Source organism: Synechococcus sp. R6-5 (assembly GCF_047461775.1).
Lineage (GTDB): Bacteria > Cyanobacteriota > Cyanobacteriia > Thermostichales > Thermostichaceae > Thermostichus.
This window is the reverse complement of the sequence record NZ_JANSHV010000063.1, coordinates 1-19,263: the sequence shown is the minus strand read 5'-3', so window position 1 is coordinate 19,263 and position 19,263 is coordinate 1. Positions and strand designations below refer to the sequence as shown.

General features: G+C 58.5%; 23 protein-coding genes, 1 pseudogene and 1 riboswitch. Of the genes and pseudogenes, 8 read left to right on the top strand and 16 right to left on the bottom strand.

Going from position 1 to position 19,263, the window contains the following annotated elements:
- Window positions 1–152: 152 nt before the first annotated feature.
- Both NW818_RS03850 and argC read right to left on the bottom strand, forming a co-directional pair.
- Window positions 153–1,574 carry a hypothetical protein gene (locus NW818_RS03850; RefSeq protein WP_414423875.1) on the bottom strand — a complete coding sequence of 474 codons (1,422 nt, stop codon included), beginning with the start codon at window positions 1,572–1,574 and terminating at the stop codon, window positions 153–155.
- A gap of 38 nt (window positions 1,575–1,612) precedes the next feature.
- Window positions 1,613–2,719, bottom strand: a complete 1,107-nt coding sequence (gene argC, locus NW818_RS03845) for an N-acetyl-gamma-glutamyl-phosphate reductase (RefSeq protein ID WP_011431956.1) — start codon at window positions 2,717–2,719, stop codon at window positions 1,613–1,615.
- A gap of 229 nt (window positions 2,720–2,948) precedes the next feature.
- On the opposite strand from argC, the gene NW818_RS03840 reads away from it, so the two are divergent.
- Complete coding sequence (locus NW818_RS03840; RefSeq protein WP_011431955.1) at window positions 2,949–3,233, top strand: hypothetical protein; 285 nt, start codon at window positions 2,949–2,951, stop codon at window positions 3,231–3,233.
- A 136-nt stretch (window positions 3,234–3,369) separates the two neighbouring features.
- On the opposite strand, the gene NW818_RS03835 is transcribed toward NW818_RS03840, so the two are convergent.
- Both NW818_RS03835 and NW818_RS03830 read right to left on the bottom strand, forming a co-directional pair.
- Window positions 3,370–4,098 (bottom strand): 2-phosphosulfolactate phosphatase family protein, encoded by a 729-nt coding sequence (locus tag NW818_RS03835; RefSeq protein WP_414388265.1) that lies wholly within the window; start codon window positions 4,096–4,098, stop codon window positions 3,370–3,372.
- Between the two features lie 16 nt (window positions 4,099–4,114).
- Entirely contained in the window at window positions 4,115–4,888 is a 774-nt protein-coding gene (locus tag NW818_RS03830) for an ABC transporter permease (protein ID WP_414330211.1), read from the bottom strand.
- 62 nt (window positions 4,889–4,950) lie between these two features.
- Here NW818_RS03830 and purS point away from each other — a divergent pair, with 62 nt between their 5' ends.
- Window positions 4,951–5,208, top strand: coding sequence for a phosphoribosylformylglycinamidine synthase subunit PurS (gene purS / locus NW818_RS03825; RefSeq protein WP_414423874.1), 258 nt, complete (start codon window positions 4,951–4,953; stop codon window positions 5,206–5,208).
- Between the two features lie 115 nt (window positions 5,209–5,323).
- Window positions 5,324–6,001 carry a phosphoribosylformylglycinamidine synthase subunit PurQ gene (gene purQ, locus NW818_RS03820; RefSeq protein ID WP_414423873.1) on the top strand — a complete coding sequence of 226 codons (678 nt, stop codon included), beginning with the start codon at window positions 5,324–5,326 and terminating at the stop codon, window positions 5,999–6,001.
- A 30-nt stretch (window positions 6,002–6,031) separates the two neighbouring features.
- On the opposite strand, the gene NW818_RS03815 is transcribed toward purQ, so the two are convergent.
- From NW818_RS03815 to psbB, 3 genes are all read right to left on the bottom strand, one after another.
- Window positions 6,032–6,442: a response regulator gene (locus tag NW818_RS03815; protein WP_414330017.1), complete on the bottom strand. Its 411-nt coding sequence runs from the start codon at window positions 6,440–6,442 to the stop codon at window positions 6,032–6,034.
- A gap of 379 nt (window positions 6,443–6,821) precedes the next feature.
- The gene (locus tag NW818_RS03810) at window positions 6,822–6,920 is read right to left on the bottom strand and encodes a photosystem II reaction center protein T (RefSeq protein ID WP_011431949.1); all 99 of its coding nucleotides are present in this window, start codon (window positions 6,918–6,920) and stop codon (window positions 6,822–6,824) included.
- A gap of 125 nt (window positions 6,921–7,045) precedes the next feature.
- Entirely contained in the window at window positions 7,046–8,578 is a 1,533-nt protein-coding gene (gene psbB / locus NW818_RS03805) for a photosystem II chlorophyll-binding protein CP47 (RefSeq protein WP_011431948.1), read from the bottom strand.
- A 362-nt stretch (window positions 8,579–8,940) separates the two neighbouring features.
- Between psbB and NW818_RS03800 the strand changes: the two genes are divergently transcribed.
- Both NW818_RS03800 and psbM read left to right on the top strand, forming a co-directional pair.
- On the top strand, window positions 8,941–9,237 hold the full coding sequence (locus NW818_RS03800) for a 2Fe-2S iron-sulfur cluster-binding protein (RefSeq protein WP_414350488.1): 297 nt from the start codon (window positions 8,941–8,943) through the stop codon (window positions 9,235–9,237).
- Window positions 9,238–9,322: 85 nt separating this feature from the next.
- Entirely contained in the window at window positions 9,323–9,430 is a 108-nt protein-coding gene (gene psbM, locus NW818_RS03795) for a photosystem II reaction center protein PsbM (RefSeq protein WP_071818137.1), read from the top strand.
- A gap of 138 nt (window positions 9,431–9,568) precedes the next feature.
- On the opposite strand, the gene NW818_RS03790 is transcribed toward psbM, so the two are convergent.
- The 7 genes from NW818_RS03790 to NW818_RS03760 all read right to left on the bottom strand — a co-directional run bounded on the left by NW818_RS03790 (window position 9,569) and on the right by NW818_RS03760 (window position 16,452).
- Window positions 9,569–9,955, bottom strand: a complete 387-nt coding sequence (locus NW818_RS03790) for a VOC family protein (RefSeq protein WP_414412964.1) — start codon at window positions 9,953–9,955, stop codon at window positions 9,569–9,571.
- Between the two features lie 206 nt (window positions 9,956–10,161).
- Window positions 10,162–11,529, bottom strand: coding sequence for a phosphomethylpyrimidine synthase ThiC (gene thiC / locus NW818_RS03785; RefSeq protein ID WP_414423872.1), 1,368 nt, complete (start codon window positions 11,527–11,529; stop codon window positions 10,162–10,164).
- 5 nt (window positions 11,530–11,534) lie between these two features.
- A riboswitch (TPP riboswitch) is annotated at window positions 11,535–11,637 on the bottom strand.
- 112 nt (window positions 11,638–11,749) lie between these two features.
- Entirely contained in the window at window positions 11,750–12,487 is a 738-nt protein-coding gene (locus NW818_RS03780; protein ID WP_414423871.1) for a DUF1995 family protein, read from the bottom strand.
- A gap of 40 nt (window positions 12,488–12,527) precedes the next feature.
- Window positions 12,528–12,992: a GUN4 domain-containing protein gene (locus tag NW818_RS03775; protein ID WP_414330005.1), complete on the bottom strand. Its 465-nt coding sequence runs from the start codon at window positions 12,990–12,992 to the stop codon at window positions 12,528–12,530.
- A gap of 51 nt (window positions 12,993–13,043) precedes the next feature.
- The gene (locus tag NW818_RS03770; protein WP_414423870.1) at window positions 13,044–13,571 is read right to left on the bottom strand and encodes a hypothetical protein; all 528 of its coding nucleotides are present in this window, start codon (window positions 13,569–13,571) and stop codon (window positions 13,044–13,046) included.
- A 362-nt stretch (window positions 13,572–13,933) separates the two neighbouring features.
- Window positions 13,934–15,886, bottom strand: a complete 1,953-nt coding sequence (locus NW818_RS03765) for a bifunctional metallophosphatase/5'-nucleotidase (RefSeq protein ID WP_414374435.1) — start codon at window positions 15,884–15,886, stop codon at window positions 13,934–13,936.
- A 212-nt stretch (window positions 15,887–16,098) separates the two neighbouring features.
- Window positions 16,099–16,452: an MGMT family protein gene (locus NW818_RS03760; protein ID WP_414329999.1), complete on the bottom strand. Its 354-nt coding sequence runs from the start codon at window positions 16,450–16,452 to the stop codon at window positions 16,099–16,101.
- 61 nt (window positions 16,453–16,513) lie between these two features.
- On the opposite strand from NW818_RS03760, the gene NW818_RS03755 reads away from it, so the two are divergent.
- From NW818_RS03755 to ndk, 3 genes are all read left to right on the top strand, one after another.
- On the top strand, window positions 16,514–17,026 hold the full coding sequence (locus NW818_RS03755) for a hypothetical protein (RefSeq protein WP_414423869.1): 513 nt from the start codon (window positions 16,514–16,516) through the stop codon (window positions 17,024–17,026).
- 49 nt (window positions 17,027–17,075) lie between these two features.
- Entirely contained in the window at window positions 17,076–17,750 is a 675-nt protein-coding gene (locus NW818_RS03750; RefSeq protein WP_414423868.1) for a HupE/UreJ family protein, read from the top strand.
- Window positions 17,751–17,837: 87 nt separating this feature from the next.
- Window positions 17,838–18,287 carry a nucleoside-diphosphate kinase gene (gene ndk / locus NW818_RS03745; RefSeq protein ID WP_414407652.1) on the top strand — a complete coding sequence of 150 codons (450 nt, stop codon included), beginning with the start codon at window positions 17,838–17,840 and terminating at the stop codon, window positions 18,285–18,287.
- A gap of 63 nt (window positions 18,288–18,350) precedes the next feature.
- Here the strand turns inward: ndk and NW818_RS03740 are convergent, their stop codons facing one another.
- Both NW818_RS03740 and NW818_RS03735 read right to left on the bottom strand, forming a co-directional pair.
- On the bottom strand, window positions 18,351–19,061 hold the full coding sequence (locus tag NW818_RS03740) for a hypothetical protein (RefSeq protein ID WP_414423867.1): 711 nt from the start codon (window positions 19,059–19,061) through the stop codon (window positions 18,351–18,353).
- A gap of 3 nt (window positions 19,062–19,064) precedes the next feature.
- A pseudogene (locus tag NW818_RS03735) lies at window positions 19,065–19,223 on the bottom strand (macro domain-containing protein); the annotation flags it as partial.
- Window positions 19,224–19,263: the final 40 nt, after the last annotated feature.

Here is a 19,263-nt window from a genome sequence, read left to right as displayed (position 1 = left end):
AGCAATGTTCAGCGTAAATGTATCAGACCAGTCCGCCGGCCACCCTCTACAACCCGTGCAGATTTGTCTTTGGCGTAGAAAAGATTCCACCTAGCCTGCCAGCCTCACTTTGTGGATGCTGTAGGAAATTTTCTTCCCTATGCATCATCTACTCAATCTTCCAAGGGATCCAACTTGGGATCCAGACTCTTGGCCGTTAGACGCAGAGCCTCCGCCTGATCCATCACCCGTGGAGCTTGCACTGCCGTTTCAAGGCCCTGGCGATAGCTCTCCCACAGGGGCATTTCCGGGTAGGTCTGCTGCAACTCGCTGATCTGATCCAGAAGGGCCTCCAGCCAGCCGGCCGTGCTCCAGGTGAGCAAAAACTGGAAGGGGTTCCAGAGGTTGAGCTGCCGCCCCAATTCATTTAGGCTCTCGTTGCGAATGGGCGGATCGAAGATGTCCGCCACCGTCATTAACTGGCGCGCCAGCAGAGGTCTGAGGAGTTTCTCGGCAGCTTCCACCACAGCAGGGATGGCAGCCTGGATCTGGTTGGGTCTGGGAATGTTCCGCGCCTGGGGCAAGGCTTGCAGCACCAACTCCAGTCGCCGCCCTGCCTCTGCCGATTCCAAAGCCGATTCCAGGGTGGTGCCCACACTGAGAAACACTTCTCCCGTCAGTAGCCGCACTGCATCGATGACCAGGTGATACAAGGGGGGGATCACGAGCTTAATCCACTCACTCTGGAAAAACTCCCGCAGCCGCCGTGCCGCATAGTCCCCCACTTGGGTGGTCTGGATCCCCACTTGGGTCAGATTGAGATACCAGTCGGGAGGAGATTCCTTGGGATCCAGCCAACGGCGCAGCGTTTGCCATTCTTCTTCTGTGAGGGCAGTTCGTCCCTGTTTTAAGCCGGTTCGCCGCAGCTTGCCCTCGGCATTCAAGAGCTTGCGCAGCTCCGGTGTGCCCAGCAAGGACAAGGCACCTGCCGAACCCACACTGCCGATCTCGATGGCGATCAAGGCGGCCAACAAGGCGGCTGAGGCCTTTACTTGAATCTGGCCGCTTTTGTCCATCACCAAAGGCAGGCGGCTGTTGCCATAGGCACGGGCACTCATCGCCTCCAGAGCAGAGCGTTGGTCAGAGGTTAGCGTCTGAGCCCAAGAAGGGATCCCATCTGGATGGGCCGGTTCCTGTAAGCCGTGATACAGTAGGCTGGCCACCCAGGCGCGATCCGCAGCCTGCCGCAAAGAGCCAATGACCACTTCCCATTGGCAGGGGTTAAGCAGGGGCAAGAGCGCTTGCAGCTCTCGGTGGATGGGCTCTGGGGATCCTGCCGTTCTCGACTGTTCCAGAGCGCTTTGCAGCCGATCCCGCGCCTCTCGGCACAGCCCGCCCCACTCCAGTTGCAGGCGAGCCAGGGTCTGTTGCACCGTCTCTTCGGAGCGCCGGGGCAGATCCTGCCAGCCCGCTTCCAGCTGCCGCCACAGCTCCTCCCAGTTCAGGCCCTCAGCAGCGCCATTGACGGCATCTGAGGCAACCTTTGCGCTGGGCGGGGCATTTTGGGGCAAAGCGGGATCCAGAGGTTCAGACATGGACAGAACCGGCCTCAAGGGGATTACCGGCATTATAGCTAGGGGTAAAACGCCAGCCGAGGCAAACCCAACGTTTCCGGCCATCCCATCATCAGGTTGAGACACTGCACCGCCTGCCCTGCTTGCCCTTTCATCAGGTTATCGATCACCGACAGGACAATAACGCGGTTGGTGCGGCTGTCCACCTCCACCCCGATCATGCAGGTGTTGGTGCCGGAGACCCATTTGGTTTGCGGGTAAACCCCCCGCGGCAGCACCTTCACCCAGGGAGATTGGCGATAGAAAGCGTTGTAAATGGTGAGCAAATCTTCCCCCACAAAGCCGGGATCCCGCAGGGTGGCATACAAGGTGACGTGGATCCCCCGCACCATGGGCACCAGATGAGGCGTAAATTGCACGGTGATGGGGGTGTGGGTCAGGTCGGTGCAAGCTTGCTCGATCTCGGGCGTATGGCGGTGCTGGGCCACTCCATAGGCTGCCAGAGAGCCGTCCACTTCGGCAAACAGGGATCCCACCTTGGGGGTACGACCTGCCCCCGAAACGCCGGATTTGGCATCGAAAATGAGGCTGTCCAGCTCCACCAACCCCTGCCGCAGCAGAGGAGCAACCGCCAACAATGAGGCAGTGGGATAACAGCCGGGACAGCCCACCAGTTGGGCTTGGGCAATCGCCTCGCGATAAAGTTCCGGCAACCCATAGACCGCCTGCTCATTGGCCTGGCGATAGGCAGGGCTGGGCCAGTTGGGATCCGTCTGACCCATGCGGTACCAAGATTGGTAGGTGGCCAGGTTGCGAAAGCGGTAATCCGCCGACAGATCTAAGACTTTGCACCCTTTGGCCAGCAAGGGCGGGGCCAGCTCGGCAGCCAGCCCATTGGGGAGAGACAAAAACACCACATCGCTGTTGGCGGCAATGCGATCCACCTCTACCGGCTGAACGGTCAGATCCACCGCCTGGGCCAACTGGGGATAGAGATCCCCGTAGCGCTTGCCGGCACTGTCTTGCCCGGCCAGGTAGGTGATCTGCACGCCGGGATGCTCGCTCAGTAACCGCACCAACTGTACCCCTCCGTAGCCGGAAGCGCCGACGATGCCAATGCGGACAGGCTCTGTGGGGTGGGGTGGGCGGGGCGCCATGTTGGCCATGGGGGGGCTGCCTGTGCAAGAGGGTTGCGTGATGGCTTGCCTTAAGTTCTACCGCATTTTTCTGCTGCATTTGACGCTGCATCTTGTCCATTCGCGTTTTCATTCGCGTTAGCGTTGCGTGGCCATCCAGGGGGATTTGTTATGCTGGGTTCACCTGAGCCGCTCGGGCCTTGGCAGCGGCTTCCGTAATATCTGTCTATGTTCTGTGTAGCTTTCTAATCTGCGGTCTATGCACTATGAGCGATTGATCAACATGGTCTTGCGGGCCTACGGCCAAAGCAGCCGCCATGGCCTGGATCAGGAAACTCTGACCCTCTACTCAGAAGGCCCCTACACCCTCTACAAACTCACTTCCCATTTCGATCGCCGCTCCATTTTTGTGTTGGCCCAGAATCAGCGGGATATGTTTGTTTCTGGCGATGCGTTTAACAACAAGCTGATCCCAGGGGAATGGCAGGCGTGGCTGCACCAGAAAGCGCTGGGCATCGCTCCCGACACGGCACAAGCAGGTTAGCCGAAGACCATATCTGGCGTGGAAGGATCCCCAAGCCTACGCCCGGCCTGTTGAGATCCAGCCCATGCTGACAATGGCCGCCTACTTCCAGCTCAGAGGGTGGTGGGATCCACAGGTCGCTCCACCTGTCCAGAATCTACCCGCCACTGGCCAAAACCCCAGGCTGAACCTGTCGGGGCACCACTGAGAGACGATCCAGCTGGGCACAATAGGCCAGATCCTTATCGTTTTCCGGCCCCAGACCCAACAACCGTTGCCCGTGGCTAGAGCGCCGCAACAAACCCAGCAGATCATCCTGCCAAGTTTGGTAGAGGGCCAAGGCCGCCAAGGTCTCGTCGTTGCCCAACTGGTTCAAAGAGCAGCCCAGGCGATGCAAGATGGCTCCGGCACAGGCAGTATCTTCCAGCGAAAAGGCCCCTTCCCACCCGGATCCCACCAGCCACACCTCGGCAAAGGAGCCCCGTCTGAGAAAATCCACCACGGCTCCCAAGTTCACCAGGGCTGCTGTAATCACCACTGGGATCCCTTCCAGGCGCTGTAGGCTGCGCGTGCCGTTGGTGGTGCTCAGGAAGATGCGCTTGTCCCGCACGCGGTCGGGAGTGTAGTCGAGGGGGGAGTTGCCCAGATCAAACCCCGCCACCGCTTTGCCCCCCCGTTCCCCGGCCAAAAGCCGCTGGGAAGCCGGCCAGTTTTGGCTTGCCTCTTGGAGCTGCTGCAGGTGGGCAAACACCTGTACCGCTTCTGCTCCTGCTGCCAGCGCTGTGGCAATGGTGGTGGTGGCCCGCAGCACATCAATGGCCACCGCACACTCCGGGATCCCGGATGAAGGCACCTGTTCAGGCGTATAGAAGTGGAAAAAACGCATGGGGGAAGAGGTAACGTCAGAACTCACGCCGGGCGAACACCAACACTGCCAGAATCAGCAGCAAAAGGGTGTAAACCAAGCCGTACAGTGCATCTCCGAGAAGTTCTGCTGGGGGCGGAACTTGGCCGTAAACCGCAGCATCTCTCAAATTGAGGCGCTCCAAATCCGGCAGGATCAAATAAATCACCTCAAACAGTTTGCCAAATCCGGCATCTTTCACCAGCTTGCTCAGTTGCAGCAGGGCGCGGCTGGCATGGCCCATCAGGAACAGGGCAATGGTGTAGAGGGTGGCCAGAATCGAGGAAGTGAAAACCCCGAACAGCAGGGCTGCGGCAACAATCAGCACCAGCTCTAAGAAAGTGAAGACTGTTGCCCAGAGAATGGCCAAAAGGGGGATCGGGGCCTGCACCAGCAGCAAGCTCAGCAGAAACACAACCGTCATCAGCAGCACCAGCACCGACAGCAGCGCCGATAGGCCCAGATGCTTGCCGACAATGAACTCTGCCCGGCTCATGGGTTTGGCGATCAGCACATACACCGTGCGTTTTTCAATCTCCTTATTCACCAGCCCTGTGCCCACGAAAATGGCCACGATCAGGCCGAAGAAGTGAATGGCTGCCAACCCCAGGTCGGCAATGATTTTGTTGTGGGCCTGGTTGGCCACCTGCGGGATCAAAACAGTGGCTCCCAGCATGGCCACCGCAAATACCATCACCAGGTAGAGAATCCGATCCCGAATCGTTTCCCGGAAAACGTTGTGGGCAATGGCCACCACGCGCGACGCATCCATGACTGAACCCAAAGCTGTGATGATCCGACTGATACACTGGTAACAGATCCAGCCTTTATTCTATGCAGTTCCAGGCCCAGATTCAGATTCACCTACGCCCCTCTGTTCTCGATCCCGCCGGGGCTGCGGTTCAGTCCAGCTTGCATCAGCTGGGGCATACCCAGGTACAGCAGGTGCGCATTGGCAAGTATATCCAACTGCAGCTAGAGGCCCCCGACGCCGAGACCGCCCACCGCCAGGTGGATGAGCTGTGCCATCAACTGCTGGCCAACCCGGTGATTGAGACTTATCAAATCCAAGTGGCTGCCATCGGTGGTTAATTTGATGGGTTCACGCGATTTGGGGTTGATCTGATGGCCATTCCAAAAATACCCCCAACCCCTCTTCCATCCCTCTAATCTGACCATCTTCTTTCCTCTCACTTAAGGGATCCCAATGGCTGGCGTGAGGTTTGGCGTTGTTGTTTTTCCGGGTTCCAACTGCGACCGAGATGTAGCCTGGGTAACCCGCGGCCTCTTGGGCTGCCCAACGCGGCTGATCTGGCACCGAGAGACGGATTTGTCGGAGCTGGATGTGGTGGTGCTGCCGGGGGGCTTCAGCTATGGGGATTATTTGCGGTGCGGGGCTATTGCTCGCTTTGCCCCGGTGATGGGATCCCTGAAGGAGCACGTAGCGCGAGGGGGCTATGTGCTGGGCATCTGCAATGGCTTTCAGATCTTAACAGAGGCGGGCCTGCTGCCGGGGGTGCTGGTGCGCAATGCCAACCTGCACTTTATCTGCGACCGAGTGGGGATCCGTGTAGAACGGCAGGATCTCCCCTGGACAAGCGCGTATCCCCAGGGATCCACCTTAACCCTGCCCATCGCCCATGGGGAAGGCCGCTACACCTGTGATCCGGATACCCTCAAGCAATTGCAGGATCAAGGGCAGATCGTCTTTCGCTATGCTCCGGTTGCGCCCAACGGCTCTGTGGACAACATCGCCGGCATTTGCGATCCCAGCGGTCGGATCTTGGGTTTGATGCCCCACCCTGAGCGGGCAGCAGATCCCGATTTGCCAGGGCAAGATGGGATCCCCTTTTGGCAGTCGATTTTGCACAGCTTCGCCGCCTAATTCTTCTTCTCCATTCTTCTCCGGGACAGCTCACTCCTGCCTCGGCCCTTGAGACAACACCTGGCGAACTTGATTCACCATCTCCTCGTGATCCACCACTGGCTTGGCGATATAACCATCCGCCCCGCTCTGGGCCAAGAATGCCTCGCGGTCGCCGCGCATGGCGTGGGCCGTCACCAAAATGATGGGGATGGAGCTGCTTTTCGGATCCGCCTTCAACAGTTGGGCAATGCGGATCCCGTCCACCGCCTCGCCGCGAAAGGTGCTCTGGGACAGGGAAACATCCAACAAAATGACATCCACCTCGTGCCCCTGGGCCAGCTTCAAAATCTGCTCCACATCCTGGCTGTGAAAGACCTCAAAACCTCCCCGCCGTCGCAACACCTTCTCAAAAACACGGGCGTTGATCGGATCATCTTCCACCAGCAGCACTGTTGCCATCGTTAACCCAATCTTGAATCTGAACCCAAGCTAAGCTGTCTCTGGGATCCCAAAAGCCATCCTAAGGCATCCTTAGCGAGTTCAATTTGAGCAGTAGGACAAGCGTTCTCCTACAGAATACTGAAGGCTAACAAGAATGGTCTCAACAGGGCTGAGAACTCTCCCCGCTCCTCTCCCAAAGGATCCTCGGGTGGCCACTGCTTGACTATTTTGGAATCACTCCACTCCCAGTTGCCCCTATCCGGCCACAAACAAGAAAGCCGGAGGGAGCTCCGGCCCCATCCAGAACTAAGCCTAAACCACAAATCTCAAAAGAGACTGACCTTCCCTCTGCCTTGCTTGAGCCCGGCACAGCAGGAACGGCAGCCACTACCCTGGGTTACTTCTTGGTAATTCTCGGAGTTTCCCGAAAGGCAACTGCGAAAAACAAAAGGCCCAACGTCAAAAACAGGATAAAGGTGTAGGTGATGGCTTCCATACGAAACCTCCAAGTCAGAATTGCTAAGGATTGCTAAGGGGGGCTTGATTCCAGATTAACTCAGAGCCGCCAGCACCCCATCTCCAAAGTGAAGCAGAGTGCCGACGGCATCGCCGAAAAGGGCTCTAGGCTTCCTGCACCTTGCGGGTAGTGGGATCCCCCACTTTCTGGAAGACGCCGAACTCCACCATTTCCTCGCTCATATTGGGGTCAATACCGGCGAACACATCGCGGAAGAGAGTGCGAGCGCCGTGCCAGATGTGGCCAAAGAAGAACAGCAGGGCAAAGACGGCGTGAGCAAAGGTAAACCAACCGCGGGGGCTGGTGTGGAAGGTGCCGTCCGCCTTGGGGGTTTCTCGGTCGAACTCAAACAACTGACCCAACTGGGCCTGGCGGGCATACTTCTTAACCGTTGCCGGGTCGGTAAACACCTGACCGTCCAGCTTGCCGCCGTAAAACTCCACCGTCACGCCCACCTGCTCAAAGCTGTAGCGAGACTCTGCCCGACGGAAGGGAATGTCTGCCCGCACCACCCCATCGGCATCCCGCAGGATAACCGGGAAGGTCTCGAAGAAGTTGGGCATCCGCTGCACCGTCAGCTCGCGCCCTTCGCGGTCACGGAACACCGGGTAGCCCAGCCACTCGATGGCAATGCCATCCCCTTTGTTCATGGGGCCAGCTCGGAACAGACCCCCCTTGGCCGGGCTGTTGCCCACGTAGTCGTAGAAGAGCAAAGATTTGGGCAGGGAGTTGTAGGCCTCGCTGCGGGTCATCCCGGCTTCCATAGCCGCATTTACCCGGCGGTTAATCTCCTGGTTGAAATAGCCAGAATCCCATTGGTAGCGGGTGGGACCAAACAGCTCCACAGGGGTAGTGGCGCTGCCGTACCACATGGTTCCGGCCACCACAAAACCGGCAAAAAACACCGCCGCAATCGAGCTGGAAAGCACCGTCTCGATGTTCCCCATTCGCAGAGCGCGATAGAGGCGCTGGGGTGGGCGTACCGTGATGTGAAATAGACCTGCAATGATGCCCACGATGCCTGCAGCAATGTGGTGGGCCACCACCCCTCCGGCGTTGTAGGGGTTAAAACCGGCTGGCCCCCATTCCGGTGCTACCGGCTGGACGTGTCCCGTCGTCGCATAGGGATCGCTCACCCACATCCCTGGGCCAAACACCCCCGTCAGGTGAAAGGCGCCAAACCCAAAGCAGAGGATCCCGGCCAACAGCAGGTGGATCCCAAATATTTTCGGCAGATCCAAAGCCGGCTCGCCGGTGCGGGGATCCCGGAACAGCTCCAGATCCCAGTACACCCAGTGCCAGCAGGCAGCCAAGAAGAGCAAGCCGGACAAAACGATATGGGCAGTGGCTACCCCTTCAAACGTCCAGAAGCCCGCATTGGCAACGCTCTCGCCGTAGATATTCCAACCGCCCCAGGAGTTGACCACCCCCAGGCGAACCATAAATGGCATGACAAACATGCCCTGACGCCACATCGGATTCAGGACAGGATCCGACGGATCGAAAATGGCCGTTTCATAGAGCGCCATCGACCCGGCCCAACCTGCTACCAGAGCGGTATGCATCAGGTGAACCGCGATCAGGCGACCTGGGTCATTCAGTACAACCGTATGGACCCGATACCACGGTAGTCCCATAAAGCTCGGTCCTCCACGTTCTCCAACACTTGCGCGATATCCAGTCAAACAATTAAGCCGACATCTTACCTGGGATCCTGACCCGAGCAGTCTCTTCAGAGTCGGGGGGTGCCGCACCCGCTTGAACCCCTGAGCGCACCCAAGAGGATATCGCTCTCAGAATTTCCATCACGGGCATCAAACAGTATAACGAAACGCTACCGACCTGAGTGGCTTCAGGCAGGATGCCGTCTCACTTTAGGCATCATCATCCCAGATCTCTCGCCAGAGATTAAAAATATGACTTAAAATGTTACAATACTTAGCAACTGTGAGCGCTCTCCTGGCTCAGTCTGAAAGGTGTCGTGGTTTCTGGCAGGGGTATGGCAACGATCCGCTTCGTCAACGAGAACCGAGAGATCTTCGTCGCTGAAGGCGCTAACTTGCGCTTGAAGGCTCTGGAAAACCAGATCGATCTCTACAAAATGATGGCCAAGCTGCTCAACTGCGGCGGCAACGGCCAATGTGGCACCTGTGTGGTGGAGATTGTCGAGGGATCCGAGCATCTCTCCCCTCGCACCGAGGCGGAAAACCGCAAGCTCAAGCGCAAGCCCGACAGCTACCGCCTTGCTTGCCAGACCAAGGTGTTGGGGGATGTTTCGGTCAAAACCAAGCCCTAGCCTTGGCCCGCCCGTTTTCCCTTTGGGCAAGTCGTACTCAAGAGTGGTATGCTGACTGCCAGTTGGGCTTGTGGCATTTGGAGTTATGGAGACGAACTACCTGGGCATCTTGGCCACTCTCTTAGTCGTTCTGGTGCCCGCCATCTTCCTGGTGATTTTGTACGTGCAAACCTCCAGCAGATCTGGTGACTGAGTGGGCAGCTCCTGCCGATTCAAATTGGGCAAGGGGTATTCCTAAAGCCGGTCAAGAAGGGGATCCCCTGTGTACAAGAGGATCCCTTTGCGTTGGACAAACTGAGAGTACTTGGGGGAGCGCCCTCAAGGTGCTAAGTCAAGCTGTGGCTTGGGCTGCCTTGGCTTGGTCGAAGGTTCCCGCAGGTTCATACAAAAACTCAAACAGGTTGCCGTCGGGATCCTTGCCATAGAAAGAGGCAGTGCCATCCCGGTGGCTGTGGATTTCCCCCACCAGGATCCCTTGGGATTTCAGGCGCTGGTGCTCTTGCCGAAGCTCCTCTATGCTGTCGAAGACAAAGCCAAAGTGAGGCCCTGCCGCGCGGTAGCCCGGCCCCAGTAGCGCCAGCCCATCCTCTCCTGCCTTCATGTAGGCCCAGTCGGGATCCTGCCAGACGTTGACCATGCCCAGCTTTTGGTAGAACTCCACCGCCTTGGGAATGTCCTCTACCCGGATGGCGACATGCCCGAGTTGTCTAAGTGCCATGTCATCCTCTGTGCTCAATTGAGCCAACTGCAATGGTTCTTCTACAGATCAGCTTGACACACTCCCCACCCCGAAGGGTAGGGATCCCTGCAGCAAGACAGGGCTCTAGACCTGACTTCTTGAGAACTTGAGACAGGGATCCCAATCCAGTCCATAGGCAGGACAGAAGATGGTTTCAACCCATTGGATTGGGGATGAACCAAGGCTTACCCTGTTGGCTGCGCGGCCAAGAACTGCTCCAGCTCACTCAAAGCCTCTGCATCCATTTTGGTTTGCATGGGGCAAAACTTTGGCCCACACATGGAGCAGAACTCTGCCGTTTTGTAGATATCTGCTGGCAAGGTCTCATCGTGATATTCTCTGGCGCGTTCTGGATCCAAAGACAATTCAAACTGCCGGTTCCAGTCGAAGTTATAGCGAGCTCTGGACATCTCATCATCGCGATCCCTGGCCCCAGGCCGGTGACGGGCAATGTCGGCAGCATGGGCGGCAATTTTGTAGGCAATGAGGCCGTTGCGCACGTCCTCAGCATTGGGCAAACCCAAGTGTTCCTTGGGGGTGACGTAGCAGAGCATTGCCGCACCATACCAGCCAGCCAAGGCCGCCCCAATGGCGGAGCTGATGTGGTCATAGCCTGCCGCAATATCGGTTACCAAAGGCCCCAAAACGTAGAAGGGAGCTTCGTCGCACTCCTCCATTTGCTTGCGCACGTTAAATTCAATTTGATCCATCGGCACGTGCCCCGGCCCTTCTACCATCACCTGCACATCGTGCTCCCAGGCCATGCGGGTCAGCTGGCCCAGGGTTTTCAACTCCGCCAGTTGCGCCTCATCAGAGGCATCGTGCAAACATCCCGGTCGCAAAGAATCTCCCAGACTAAAAGAAACATCGTATTTCTTGAAAATCTCGATAATGTCGCGGAAGTGGGTATAAAGCGGGTTTTGTTTGTGGTGGGCCAACATCCAACGGGCCAGGATCCCACCCCCACGAGAAACAATTCCCGTCAGGCGGTGGCGTACCAACGGAAGATATTCGATCAGGATCCCGGCATGGATGGTCATGTAGTCCACCCCCTGCTGGGCCTGTTTTTCGATAATATGCAAGATGTCTTCTGCCGAGAGTTTTTCGACATTGCCATGCACGCTTTCTAGGGCCTGGTAGATGGGCACCGTGCCAATGGGCACTGGAGAAGCTTGGATAATGGCTGTGCGAATTTCATCCAAATCGCCCCCGCCGGTGGACAGATCCATAACGGTATCGGCGCCGTATTTGATGGCCAATTTCAGTTTCTCCAACTCTTCCGCCAATCCTGAGGAACTGGGGGAAGCGCCAATGTTGGCATTGACTTTGCACCGGGAAGCGATCCCAATGCACATCGGCTCGAGGTTGGTGTGATTGATGTTGGCAGGGATGATCATGCGACCCCGGGCCACTTCCGAGCGGATCAGTTCCGGCGGCAGGTTTTCCCGCTGGGCCACATACTCCATCTCTTCGGTAATCACGCCCTGACGGGCAAAGTGCATCTGCGTTACATTTGCTTGCCCACGGCGACGGGCAACCCATTCGCTGCGCATGTTGTCAACTCCAGTGCTCGCTTTCCTACGCTGGTATGAACCAGATCAGGTTCTGAGGATGTAATCTCAGCCTGGGGGGGGGATCCCCAGACACTCCTAGCGTGGTGTGATCATATCACCGAAATAGAGATGAGGCGGGGAGCTTTATAGTCTTTATTAAAAGAGTTTGAGATAGTACTAACCCTCACCCCTGGCCTCTCTCCCCATGAGATCCTGACCCTCACAGGGATCCCAGCCAGCGCCGCCAGCTCCACCAGAGCCCCTTTTTCCTGCGGGCCCGGAACAGTTCGGCTACTTCTTCCCCGCTGGGTCGGGCCACAAAGGTTTTGAGAACGCTGTAGAGGCCGGGCTCTTCCTGCTGCCACACGCTCCAGGGATCCGGATAGGCCCGAAACAGGGCCCCCTCCACCAGGGAGCGCAGGTAGTAGCTGGTCTCAAAGGTGCTCAGGAACCGCTGACGCAGTCGGCGACCGGCCAGACCCACCCCCACGGTGGCGGCATCCTGCAATTGGGGGTTGAGGAGAACGACGGGTTTGGGATCCCGTCCTTTGGAAGTCAGTCCAGAGGGATCCCCGCCGCTGACCGCTTGGCAAACCCGCTCCACCTGATCCAAGCTGTAAACCGCTGGCATCACCAGCAGGAGGCTCTGTTCTGGGGTAGGTTGAGTCCGGGAAGTCAAGCTCTGTAATTCAATCCCTTCTGGCAGGGATCCCCATTCCCGCTGGGCCAGGGCTGCTCCGCCGGCATCGCTGAATAGCACCAAAGCAGGCGGTTGCAGCAGCTCCAAGAACGGGCGGGACAATACTTCTGGCTTGATGTCGGGGGCCAGGATCTCGATGAGCAGGCGGCGATATCCTGCTTGCATAGCCAGCCGTGTAGCCTGGATGGCCTGCTCACAGGCCTGGGCCAGGTCGATAGGCAAGTTGGGAAATTGGGTTAGTTGCAGTTGCTCGGCCACAGTCTAGTCCAATTATGATTTAGCCAGTAACCAGGGATGCTCAGCCAGACACTTCTTCCCAAGCCTTGTGGGTGAGCAACTCCTCCAGAACCCGCACCCCCCGCAGTTGGTTGGAAAGGGGCAGGTGGCCCTTGGGGGCGGAGAGATCCCAGATGAACTCGTCGGGGTAGCGAGTCCAGTGGTAGCCCTGTTTCCAGCCGATGAGGGGCCAAAGGCGCTCCCAGTTGCGGTTCACCCCCAACCACAATTGTCGCTGCACCGAGTAGCCAAAGCGATCCCCGGAGGCCGCCCGCCACAGGCGATCGATCGTGCGCAGATCCTCGACCGGGATCCGGCTCACCTCGGAAAAATACAGCCAGCCCCGCCGCGCCGCCCCCTCTCCTGCCGCCCGACATAGCAGTTGTAGGCTCAGCCGATCCGCCTCCAGCCAGGCTCCCGCCGATAACAGCTCCTGCAGAGGACGATAGTCGATATTCAGGGCTGAAGTCAGAGGGACGGTCACCATTGCCAAGTTGCAAAAGGTCTCCCTTGATTTTAGTCCCTGCTGTCCGTCCCCTCAGGTTTCAGGCGGGTACTTGGGCGGATCCCCGAAGATGATGCGATAGCCGATGTACGCCACCCCCAACAGCCCTGCCAGGATCCACAAGAAAGCCGAAAAGGGCATGTAGGAAAAAAAGACAAGATAAACCCGGCGACTGAGCCAAGAAAAAATAAGATAGACTGCCGCCAAAATGCCGATCCCTTGCAAGGTGCGAAAAGCCGGCACCCGCGAGAGAGGCATGCGCTGCCGCGCCACCCAGATGGAGCTAAGAAAAGTCCAGGGAGGCACCAGCAGCAAGAACATATCCGCCTGCTTCACCACCGCCTGCCAGCCGGCGGTGTTGGTGGCATAGGCCAAGTAGCCCGCCCAGAGGACAAGAGTTACCGCTCCCAAGCCGATACTTAAGCTGAGCAAAAAAGGCTCCTCCCATTGGCCTGGGATCCAGTCGCAGAGAACCCAAACCACCCAAGGGGTGGCAAAGAGCAAAAGCGCAATGGCTAAGCCATTGGCGTTGAGCTGGGTAAAAAACTTCTCCAGAGTCATGAACAGCAAAAGGAGCGAACGTCACCCTTGATGGTAATGATTCCTCCTTCAATCTGCAATTCGATTCGTATACAGAATCCATGAATTTGTTGGGAGCAATGCCCAAAAGGTTCACAGCCCGTCCGGGCATTCGTGTAAGCCTTGCCAAGCAACAACAGCGGGGATGGAAGTGGGAAAAAGAAAAGGGATCCTTGACACTGGCCAGGGATCCCTTCCTGTAGTCTTTCCTAAAAAGCTCAAGACATTTTCTATGGCGTTGCTGAGGGAATTAACCCAAGCCACTCTCCCCTTTTGCAAGAAGTGAGTCTGGCATCGGAATCCCTACTCCTCCGGATCCATCCGCCTCAGTCCATTAACCCAATCTACAGCCCTTGCAGCACCGTATCGGGGCGGGCCGACAGATTCTGGATGCGGGTATCCTGGGCCGGCGGGGTGTCCGGTTCGGTGAACACGCCGATCTGCCGCAAATACCGAGCCAAGGCATCTTGCTCGCTGCCGGGGGTGTCGAAGGTAATGCCAGAGCTGGGGGCCAAGTTGACCCGGTTGGGGTTAGACAGGCGAGGGAAGGGATAGTCATCCCCACCGTTGGCCAAGAAGTCCAGGGTCACCAGGCGGAAGGTGCGTCTGGGATCCCCTTGCACTTGGCCGTTGCGCACCACCACATCCCGACCTGTGGGCGTATCCACCCGCAAGGAGAGGACGCGGGATCCCGGTGGCCGCGAGGGATCAAAGCTAAAGGCAAAGCCGCCAATTTGCGGGAAACGGCCTGGCGTGGCTCCTGGCTGGGTTTGCGCCACCCCGTGTTCCACTATCTGCTTCAGTTCCTCAGCGGTGACGGTCAACAGAGAGAGGCCGTTGTTAAAAGCAAGGGCGGTTTCGATGTCCAGCTGAGAGATTTGACCGGACTGCTTGCCGGCCTCAGGGTTAGCCACCGGTGGGATCCGCCGCACCGGCTCGCCGCCGCCACCCCCTGTGGTAGCCCCAATGGGAGCGCGAATGCCGCCACCATTTTTCAGGGAGATGACCGTAGAAGGATCAACCGTTCTGGCGTAGGCCAGGTTGGCATCGGCAGTGAGGTTGCCCAGGTTGGTTTCCTCAGTGCGCACCTCTGCCCGCAGGCCGTTGAGAAATTGGGTGGTGGAGCCGAAGGTGCGGCCATCTTTGGTGCGGATGATGTTGCCAATTTCGTTGGCTATCCGCACTACGTCGGGATTGGGGGTGCCCCTGACAGCTGCTACCCCTTGGTCGTCGGTGGCATAGGCACCGCTCACCGGATCGATGCGGGCAATAACCCCGTTGGCGTCAAAGCTGACCACCAGGCGGCCCACGTAGCGATAGTTGGAGCCGGTGTTGACCACCGCCACCGGTTGACCACTGGCGGAGGAGCGCAAGATGGGGTAGTCACCCGTGCGGGTATCGGGCAAATCAGTGCGCAGGCGATCGGTGGGCTTGGCGATCACCCGGTGGGATCCGCCGGCAATGATGATGTCCACATTTCGCAATTGGCTGGCCAGGGCTACCTCGTTTTGCAACTGTTGCAGATGGGCTAGGAGGATAATTTTGTTGATGCCCTGAGCGGTGAGTTGATCGACGAAGCCCTGGATTAGAGCGGCACTCACCTGGTCAGTATCGTCCACCCTGCCTTCTACCCTCACCTCGGGGCCGGGGCTAGAGATGGCCGCCAAACGGGTGGTGGTGGCTCCCACCAGACCGATCCGCTGCCCTCCTACCGTGATCACCGCCGTCTTGGCGATCTTGCCGCGGATAGAGCTGGCCTCTTGACCATCAGCAGCAAAGTCAGAGCTAGCCAATTCGCCGGTACCGCTGAAGCTGAGGTTGGCGCTCAAGTAGGGAAAACGAGCCCCAGCGTAGCCGCGGCCAGTGTCGGGCCGGATGAGGTCGCGAATTTGGCGCGTGCCCTGGTCGAACTCGTGGTTGCCGAAGGCAGCCGCCTCAAAGCCAATGGCGTTGATGATCTCGATATCGGCTTTGCCAGGGGTGAGGTTGTAACGGCCTTGCAGAGACCGATCTGTGCTGGCGTTGTAGAAGGGGCTGGGGATATAGTTGTCCCCACTGGAGAGCACCACCGTATTTGGGAATTGGGGGCGCAGAGCGTTCACCACCGCCGAGAAGCGCGGCGCATCTTGTACGGCAGCGATCGAGGCTTCCAAGTCGCTGGCATGTAGGATTTGCAGGGTAAAAGCGGGCGGCTGAGTCGAGAGAGCCACATTGGGATCCGAGGCGATAAACCCAGCCCCTCCGCCGGTTGGGGGAACCGAGCTGCTGCTACCGCAGGCGCTGGCCAGGCTCAGCACCAAACACCACAACCCGACCCACAGGGACCTGGCCAGAGGGTTCAGCCAATCCGGGAGCCATCTCTTGGCAGGGGCAGACCCTCGAGCACGGCAAGCTGGTTTCATGACAATTCCTTCACTCCATCCACAAGAGAGGACGCATCCGCGTTCACGTTACCAAGGCTGGGATTGGGGTTTCGCTATGACCTGTTTAAGGTTAGGTCAAGCCTAGGTTAAACTTCCCCTGGATCCCAGCCAAATTGTTGCAAGTCCACCTGGCCCTCGGCGTCGAAGTGGATCCCTTCGGCTTGCAGCAGCGCTTTCTGCAGGTCGTCGTAGCCCAGGCGAAAAGGGGAGTAGGAAATGCAGCCCTGGGCGTTGATCACCCGGTGCCAAGGGATGTCGGTGTTTTGGCCTTGCAGGCGAAACAAAGCATAGCCCACCTGGCGAGCATAGCCGGGGTAACCGGCAACCCGCGCCACCTGCCCATAGGTGGCTACTCGGCCCGGCGGGATCCGCCGCACCACTTCGTAAAAGCGCTGGTAGAGGCTAGTAGATGGAGCGCTAGTGGAGCCAGACTGGGTCACAGGGATCCTCGCTCAAACTTGGCAGACAATAAGATGTGGAACGGATTGGATCCCCGGGTCCATGAGCTATTTAATCGCGGTACTGCCGGATCGCATAGCCGCTGAGGCGGCCTACAGCGCCCTGGAACAAGCCGGCTTTTCCCTGGAGCGATTGCATCTGCTGGGGCGGGGCTACAAGAGTGCCGACGAGTTTGGGCTGATTGACCCGGCCCAAGCGGCCCGCCGTCAGATGCAGCGTTTGGCCATTTGGTTGGTGCCCTTTGGCTTTTTGGCCGGGGTGGGGTTCAGCGTTTTGAGTGGTTTGGATACCTTTGCCTGGGCGGGACCTATAGGCAACCACCTGATCGGCGGCCTATTGGGCGCGATGGGCGGGGCCATGGGCAGCTTTTTCGTCGGCGGCGGAGTGGGCTTGTCTGGTGGCTCCGGCGATGCTTTGGCTTACCGCAACCGCCTCGCTGCGGGCAAGTACGTGCTCATTGTGGAAGAAGAGAACGAAACCCGCCTCCGCGAAGCCACGCGGATTTTGCGCCAGTTTGAGCCGGAAAATCTGCAAGGGTACAGAGAGCGCCCCTAGACTGGGAGATCTGGGCAGCTATTGAGAGAACTCAGGGAGGTCCAAAAGCATGTCTTGGCTGTGGCAGCAAGTCCCATCGCCGCTTGGGCGGTGGCGGAAGGAAGGGATCCCCAGCTTTGCCGCTGTTGGGGGCGCCCTGGCGGTTGTGGCGTCGTTTTTTTCGCCGGCTTTTGCCCACCACGCCCTGGGAGGGAAACTGCCTGCAACGGCCTGGGAGGGATTTCTCTCCGGGCTGGCTCACCCTGTCATTGGCTTGGATCACCTGGCCTTCGTCGTGGCCATCGGTCTTGTGGCGGCGGGGCAGCCCTGGCGCTACGGGATCCCGCTGGGCTTTGTGCTAGCGGGTCTGGTGGGCACTGGGATCCACCTGGCCGGCTGGGATCCCCTGGGACTGACGGAGCTGGCCATTGCCTCTTCCGTGGTTCTCTTCGGCTTGCTGCTGGTGCAACCGCGGCAGATCCCAAGTTGGCTCTTGCTAATAGGGGGATCCCTGGCGGGGCTATTCCATGGCTATGCCTACGCCGAAACCATTATCGGCGCCCAACCCATGCCTTGGGTGGGATATCTACTGGGGTTGAGCACCGTCCAGTATGGGGTAGCTCTCCTGGCCCTTTGGGCAGCAGAACGCTGGGGGTTGCGGATCCCTGGCTTAACTCGCTGGGCCGGCTGGGCGATTACAGTGGTGGGGGCTGCCTTCCTGACCTTGGCAGTGGTGGGCGCGTAAAAAGCGCCAATTTTGCTCCCTTGCGCTCGGGATCCCCGATCCGGTACAAGGATAGCGGTGAAGATCTGTAAAACGAGGGGAGATCCCATGGAGCGCACCTTTATTGCCATCAAGCCAGACGGCGTGCAGCGGGGGCTGGTGGGCACCATCATCCAGCGCCTGGAGAGCCGGGGCTACCAATTGGTGGGCCTGAAGCTGGTGCAAGTGAGCCAAGAGCTGGCGGAAGCCCATTACGCCGAACACAAGGAGCGCCCCTTCTTCCCCGGTTTGGTTCAGTTCATCACCTCTGGGCCGGTGGTGGCTATGGTCTGGCAGGGCAAAGGGGTGATTGCTGCCGCCCGTAAGCTCATCGGCAAGACCAACCCCCTGGAGGCAGAACCGGGCACCATTCGCGGCGATTTTGGCATCGACATTGGCCGCAACCTCATTCACGGCTCCGATGGAGTTGAAACCGCGCAGCGGGAGATCGCCCTTTGGTTCGATGAGTCGGAATTGGTGAGCTGGACACCGGTTGCCCAAAGCTGGATTTATGAGTAGGTACTTGCTGCAGGCAAGGGGTAGTCGTGTTCGCAGGTTCCAGACCGGAAGTAGTGCAGAGCGCTAGGGCCGTGTTTCGAACTGGCTTCGGCTGGCCGCAAGCGGCTCTGTTGGAAGTGCCTTGAACCACCCCTTCTCTGCCAAAACTCGAGCGGCAAGCAGGATCTGTTTGCTACTGAATTGTTGTTTTCTATCTCCCCAGGCGTAGAAGCTTTCCACCAACTCTGCCGTCGTAGAAGGGTGCCCACGAGTCACGATCCAGTGGACAGTAGCCAGCAATTCCAGACCATAGGGCGACTCAAAGCCCTCCACGAGGTCACTGACACGCTCAAAGCGTTCTCTCGTCTCTGGCTGATCGGCGAGATAGCTGTTGGCCTCCTCGATGGCGCCAGGCACCAGCTCCAGCTTCTTGTCTGGTCGGTCACTCCCCGATCCGTACCCAGAGATGTAATATCCCTCGATTTCTTTGAGAACATGCCGCAAGTTCTCGGCGTAGGGTCCATGAACGCCCTTTGTAAATCGCAGGCGAAGCGGCTCCCCGGCTTCCTGCAGGAAGTACATCAGCTTGTGCAGCTCAAGCAAAGAGACAAACGGAACAAGTAGACCGTTTACATAGCGCTCCATAAGGCCCACCAGCACCGCTCTTCCCGGCGTCAAGGAAGGGATCTGGCCGCGGCGCATGCTCTTCGGTAAAGGCTGAGGCCCGGTGGGCTCAAAGACAAGGATGTGGACGTCGGGAAGTTCTGCTAGCGCCTGCTCGATGCGGGAGCGCACATCGGGCCAATGAAGACCCCCGAGGCCGCAGCCTAGGGGTGGCAAAGCGACTGAGCGCAGACCAAGATGCCTGATCTCCTCGGCAAGGGACTTCAGCCCAGCTTCTATATCCTCGATCCGCGACTTCCCCCGCCAGTGGCGTTTTGTGGGGAAATTGATGATGTAGCGCGGATTGGTCAGCTAGAAATCGCAGGAGCCCCGC